Origin of the sequence: Ligilactobacillus equi DSM 15833 = JCM 10991 (assembly GCF_001435735.1) — a bacterium.
GTDB classification, from domain to species: Bacteria; Bacillota; Bacilli; order Lactobacillales; family Lactobacillaceae; genus Ligilactobacillus; species Ligilactobacillus equi.
Window position 1 is genome coordinate 1 of sequence record NZ_AZFH01000086.1, and the last position, 5,189, is coordinate 5,189.

At 34.3% G+C, this 5,189-nt stretch carries 10 protein-coding genes; all 10 read left to right on the plus strand.

What is annotated here, in order from left to right; all coding sequences use genetic code 11:
* Positions 1 to 259: hypothetical protein (locus FC36_RS12140; RefSeq protein ID WP_162257655.1), on the plus strand; the 259-nt coding region annotated here is incomplete at its 5' end.
* A gap of 413 nt (positions 260 to 672) precedes the next feature.
* On the plus strand, positions 673 to 1,119 hold the full coding sequence (locus FC36_RS06520; RefSeq protein ID WP_025021496.1) for a hypothetical protein: 447 nt from the start codon (positions 673 to 675) through the stop codon (positions 1,117 to 1,119).
* A gap of 276 nt (positions 1,120 to 1,395) precedes the next feature.
* Positions 1,396 to 1,578: a hypothetical protein gene (locus FC36_RS06525; protein ID WP_025021497.1), complete on the plus strand. Its 183-nt coding sequence runs from the start codon at positions 1,396 to 1,398 to the stop codon at positions 1,576 to 1,578.
* Between the two features lie 13 nt (positions 1,579 to 1,591).
* Positions 1,592 to 1,732: a hypothetical protein gene (locus tag FC36_RS11890; RefSeq protein ID WP_155889655.1), complete on the plus strand. Its 141-nt coding sequence runs from the start codon at positions 1,592 to 1,594 to the stop codon at positions 1,730 to 1,732.
* Between the two features lie 428 nt (positions 1,733 to 2,160).
* Complete coding sequence (locus FC36_RS06530; RefSeq protein ID WP_025021498.1) at positions 2,161 to 2,388, plus strand: hypothetical protein; 228 nt, start codon at positions 2,161 to 2,163, stop codon at positions 2,386 to 2,388.
* A gap of 337 nt (positions 2,389 to 2,725) precedes the next feature.
* Positions 2,726 to 2,995, plus strand: a complete 270-nt coding sequence (locus FC36_RS06535; protein ID WP_025021499.1) for a hypothetical protein — start codon at positions 2,726 to 2,728, stop codon at positions 2,993 to 2,995.
* 213 nt (positions 2,996 to 3,208) lie between these two features.
* Complete coding sequence (locus tag FC36_RS11895) at positions 3,209 to 3,382, plus strand: hypothetical protein (protein ID WP_155889656.1); 174 nt, start codon at positions 3,209 to 3,211, stop codon at positions 3,380 to 3,382.
* An 86-nt stretch (positions 3,383 to 3,468) separates the two neighbouring features.
* Entirely contained in the window at positions 3,469 to 3,897 is a 429-nt protein-coding gene (locus tag FC36_RS06540) for a hypothetical protein (protein ID WP_155889657.1), read from the plus strand.
* 164 nt (positions 3,898 to 4,061) lie between these two features.
* The gene (locus FC36_RS06545) at positions 4,062 to 4,475 is read left to right on the plus strand and encodes a hypothetical protein (RefSeq protein ID WP_025021501.1); all 414 of its coding nucleotides are present in this window, start codon (positions 4,062 to 4,064) and stop codon (positions 4,473 to 4,475) included.
* 373 nt (positions 4,476 to 4,848) lie between these two features.
* Positions 4,849 to 5,189 (plus strand): helix-turn-helix domain-containing protein (locus tag FC36_RS06550; protein ID WP_162257656.1); only part of this gene is annotated, 341 nt, incomplete at its 3' end.

Below are 5,189 nucleotides of genomic sequence, written 5' to 3' on the forward strand. Positions count from 1 at the left end.
ATTTTCTATGGATGATGAAAAAGATGTGGTGTATAGCATGATGGGAGGAATAATAATCATGCTACACCTAAGGGATGCTTGTAAAAGTCGAGGTTTAGAGAACTTATTTGATAAAATATCTGATGCTGAAATTTTAGAATATTTTGACAAGCAAGCTATTCAGACTAATAAACCTTTTGAGGAAGTAGTTCAGCATGAAATAGATAACCAATTCAAGAATTTTTTGGATCAATATGATGCAAATACAATGACTAAATAGGAATTAAATCAGAAAAAACAGTATTTATAATTTACTTTTTGTTTATATTGATAGTATAATAAAGATGTTGAGGGTATCTCCTATATCCCTCAGTTAACAAAACTTTTTTCTAAACATTTTCCCCTAAGAAAAGATTGTTATGTACTTATTAAAAAGTTTAGGAAACCACTACTGATTTGGAGGCTTACAGCATTTTAGGATGTTGTAGGCCTTTAATTTTGTCAGAACTTGATGGCGATGATTGTTGTGACATAATGAAAATACAGTAAGGAATAAAGTCCAAAGAAGTGAGGTAATCTAAATGATTGGTAACATTCAAATAATTGATAATAGTATGGGAAATAAGCAACTTCAAAAACAAACTAATTTATAAAATTATTTCCTCTTTGGTTAGAAAAAATGGAGGAAAATTTATGGAAGATATTATTGTAAAAACCTATGCAAATCAAAGTACGGTTACTTTGCACGGGGATGTTACAAACGACAATCTCAAACGCTTAGGGATGATTTATGATGAAGTTAAAAAGACAGCCCCTTGTGTTGCGAGAGTGTCTAGAAAAGCAGTTAATCGTTTTGTCGAGGAACAAGAACTTGAAATTAGCATGGAACACGTCATAGAGGGCGACCAATTCGAGGTTTTAGGCATTAAATTTAAGGTTTTAGCAACTGCAGATGATCGCATTAAAGATAGTCAAGGGAAAGCGGTAGGTATAGACTTAGAGCATATTTCACGCTATGAGTATATAACAGGTAATCACTATTACCCCGATGTTTCGGTAGTCAACGCAAAGACCGCTTTTGTTGAAATGATGAAAGAAGTATATTGTACTGTGACAGGCAATAAACTCGAGTATAGATAAAATTGATTTGGTGGCTTATGTTGCCAACAGGGTAGAAAGTATCAATAACAAGCTAAACACGTAGCTAAGATTAACGTTTTTTCGCAAAATAACTCCAAAAATTACTTTCTACCTTGTTGGCAACATAAGCCTTTAAAGTGAGCTTAAACGCTCGCTTTTTTATTTGTCAGAGATTGTAAGTAACCTTAACGGTGGCATAATAAATAGTGTGGTAAGGGATGAAATAACCCGCCACTGTTAGATAGAGTAGAGAACACAGAAAGCGAGGAACTAACCATGTTAGTTGAAAATAAAACATACACTGTAACTCCAATTACTGCCAATTTAGGGAATGTAACTCTAGAACAAGACGAGAAGATTACTATTACCAAGGTTGCTAATTCTAAGGTAAGCTTTCAGCGTCAAAACGGGAAAGAATACACCGTCCAAAAGATGGCTTTAGAATTTATTCTTGAGTAAAGGGGAGGGCCACATGGAACTCAAAATTTTGTTGGTATTTTTCGGGATGGTTGCACCGTCAGTCCTACTTAGTTTAGCTTTCGGATATGCGACTATGTTAAGCAGTAAAGAACGAAGAAAAGAAAACGAGACATCTTGCAATAACAAGAAGTAGAATAACTAGAAATTCTCTTAAATTAAGCCCTTCATTTTGGGGGCTTTTTTTCGACCAATTAACCTACGATCCGTAAATCTGTCAAAACTTGCAAGCATTAACAAATACGGTAAACTAAAAATAAATAGCCGGGAGGTTAGCGACGTAGAATGGGAGTTCAAAAAACGTCACTAACTGAAGGTTATTTTTTTGTCAAAAGGGATGCTTAGTTGTCTTTTTTTCTGAATAAAGGTAAATTCTTAACATTGAAGTGCGATGTTAATAAATTGCCTTTTTTCGAGAAAATTGTAAACACCTAAGGGATAAAAAAGGCAGAGGCCGCTTTTTTAGCGATGTGCTAATATCTGTCAAAACTTGCCTGTATTACTAGAAATGACATAATAAGTCTGTAAAAATCAAAAAACAAAGGACAGGAAGGGTAATTAACTATGTTTAATGTAATCAACACAAATACAGATGAAATCTTAGGAACTTTCAATACCGCAGAAGAAGCCCGCTTTTTTGCAGTTGACTTAGAAATCGACTATATGCGTAAGGAATTTCCTAACTATGAAGAAGAAAATGGTGTTAATTATGATGAGATGCCAGATTATGAAATTCTAGAAAACAGCGTCTATGAAGTATGGAAGGACGGAGCAGAAGTGTCAAATTACTAAGGGCCAAATATCTAATTTCAAAAGCGGTGAAATACCTGCTTTTTTTAGTTTTAAGCCTCGTTGTAGAATTACGGATAAAATCATACTGATTTAATTTAAAATGCAATGACAGCTAAAAATATCCACATTAAAATTGAATTTATAGTGTTTATGGTATTGAATTAGTGTACGATAAAAACCTCAAATATCCCTTTTAGTAATCAAGACCCCCAAAATCGTTAAATCAACATCTGTCAAAACTTGTTAACATCGGTGGGGATGGCATAATGGTGACACAAGGTTGAGGAAAATAACCAAAACCGAGATAATCTAAAAAACTAGAAAGCGGGAAAACATTATGTTAGATAACAGAACAAAATCACCAAAAGTAGTTATTACAGGAGAAATTACTTACACGATTGATAAAGACCACCCAGACATGCGGTATATCAAAGATTGGTACGAGGGAAAGATTTTTAAATTTAGCGATACCTACCGTTTCGATACCGAATATTGGGGACGAGATTATGAGGAGATGGCAAAATACATTATTAACGATTTAAAACTTATTGCGGGTGGCGGTTACAATACAGAACATATTAACGTAATTAGTGTTAAAGCTAAGTAAAACCAAGGCGGTAGTGATACCGTCTTTTTATTTTGCAACGAGTAAGGGAATCGTTATAAAATGATTGAAACGATAGCAATAATCATTGCAGATTATCATCCGTCAAAGCTTGCTAGTCCTGTTAGAGATGCCATAATAAGGGCATAGATAAGGGATGGTTAGCATCCCAGTAAGATGTATGATCAAAAGTATTAAAAACGGGAGGTAACCATTATGTTAGATGCAAAAGATGATGAATTAATCATCGCAGTTCATGACGCTATTGTTAAGAGTATTAAGGGGAGTGATTCAGAAAAATATATGAAGAAATTGAGTGACCGTGTGTTGAAAATTAACATGAAAGTAGCTGTTGTCCTAGCTCTTCAAGATTTAGGCCGAAATTTATAATAAAGAAAGGAAACGTTAAAGTTATGATTACACTAAGAGATACAGACAACCGAGGAAAAAAAGAAGCAAGACATCAATTGAGAGAGATGGTAAAAGAAGCGATTGACAATCAGAGCCAATGGGATGAGGCTAATATCCCTTATTACGCAACGTTTCGAGTTGACTATATGGTAATTGACGCGGAAGGTGAAGAACATCAAGGACATGCTGAAACAGACTACACAGCTTTGTCTATTCTGGAAGCATTGTGTGCAGAAAACGATGATGAAGAATTTGAAGAAGCTTGCAGTAAGGCGCAAGACCTTCAACAAAAGGAAGCATATCAACTTTTGGGCCAACAGGAAGCAAATCAACTTTTGGGCCAACTACTAGAGGATAAAAACTGGGACTTCAGTTGGGCTTACTCAGTGATTGAAAATGATGTTGCTGAATCTTTGGCCGATCACATAGAGTATGAGAATAAAAATTGGATTATGTTAGACGGCGATAGAATCGTAAACGTAACAATTAAATAGTAGTCAAAAGCATCCTTTAGGGGATGTTTTTTGCTTATGCAGTTAATTTATGATATCTGTCAGAGCTTGTCAGTAACAATGGAAAGGTCATAATTAGGGCATAGGGTCGGGATGAAGTAAGACCTAACCAAAATCAAAAAACATAAAGACGAGAGGTAATATCCATGAAAGTACAAGTACAAGAAATTATTAATCGATTAAATCAAGAGGTAGTAACCTTAGCAAGTTACGATTTTAATACAAAGCGAATAACTACAGTAACTGAAACTTTGAAAGAACGTTTAGCAACTTCTGCTGAGGAAAGTATTTTAGTAGGTGGTGCTTACTTATTAGATAACGGAATAGGATTTGATGTAGATGATGAACTTGTTGAATTAAATAATGTATATTGCTTAAATAACGAGGATGAGGCCTATAACTTAGGTGATACGTACCTTCGGGCTAAAAATGAACTTGAAGAAGGATATGTATCACAATTAAGTAATACTCAATTAGGAGAAGATGAAGAATACTGGGAGACAATCTTTACATCAGAAAAGCTAACTAAGTTTGATGAAGAAACCTTGATATTTAGTTAAGTCAACAGAGTTCAGGAGTCTTCTTTCCCTCGTGATGAAGGGCGGTTTAGCCGCTTTTTTTGTTTATAATCGTTGGTACATCAGCATCTGTCAGAACTTGATAGTGGCGGTGGGGATGACATAATAACATTATAAAGTTAATCAAAAGACACACGAGAGGTAAGTAATATGAAAACAGTAATTATCACAAAAGAAGAAATTAAAAAGTTACGTCAAGAAGTTTTAGAAAACGATTTTTACAAAGGTTAGTAGACAAGAAAGCCCGTGTTTTTAAACACGGGATGAATTGTCGATAAGCTAACCGTACTTGGTTAACCTTAAAGTGCTTTTTTTGCATATATTATAATAAACGCACAGAAAGGTGGTGAATAATATGCTAAAAGGAATTAAACTAAAATTCTATCCTAATGCTAAACAGAAACAACAATTAGATTGGATGTTTGGCAATGACAGATTTGTTTGGAATGAGATGTTAAATCTAATTAACCAACGGTATAAAAACAATCCTAGTTTAAAGATTTTGTCAGCTTATGATATGCAATATTTATTAAAACCACTTAAACAAGAATATACGTTTCTGAAAGAAAGTGATAGCTCCAGTTTACAAGTGGTAACTAATAATCTCTATCAAGCGTGGCTAATGTTTTTCAAGCGAAAGCATGGTAGACCTAGATTTCATAGTCGTAAGGCTTGTAAACAATCATATACTGGTAA

Coding starts and splice junctions, on each gene's coding strand:
- FC36_RS06520 (WP_025021496.1), top strand. CDS start 673: ATGGAAGATATTATTGTAAAAACCTATGCAAATCAAAGTACGGTTACT.
- FC36_RS06525 (WP_025021497.1), top strand. CDS start 1,396: ATGTTAGTTGAAAATAAAACATACACTGTAACTCCAATTACTGCCAAT.
- FC36_RS11890 (WP_155889655.1), top strand. CDS start 1,592: ATGGAACTCAAAATTTTGTTGGTATTTTTCGGGATGGTTGCACCGTCA.
- FC36_RS06530 (WP_025021498.1), top strand. CDS start 2,161: ATGTTTAATGTAATCAACACAAATACAGATGAAATCTTAGGAACTTTC.
- FC36_RS06535 (WP_025021499.1), top strand. CDS start 2,726: ATGTTAGATAACAGAACAAAATCACCAAAAGTAGTTATTACAGGAGAA.
- FC36_RS11895 (WP_155889656.1), top strand. CDS start 3,209: ATGTTAGATGCAAAAGATGATGAATTAATCATCGCAGTTCATGACGCT.
- FC36_RS06540 (WP_155889657.1), top strand. CDS start 3,469: ATGGTAAAAGAAGCGATTGACAATCAGAGCCAATGGGATGAGGCTAAT.
- FC36_RS06545 (WP_025021501.1), top strand. CDS start 4,062: ATGAAAGTACAAGTACAAGAAATTATTAATCGATTAAATCAAGAGGTA.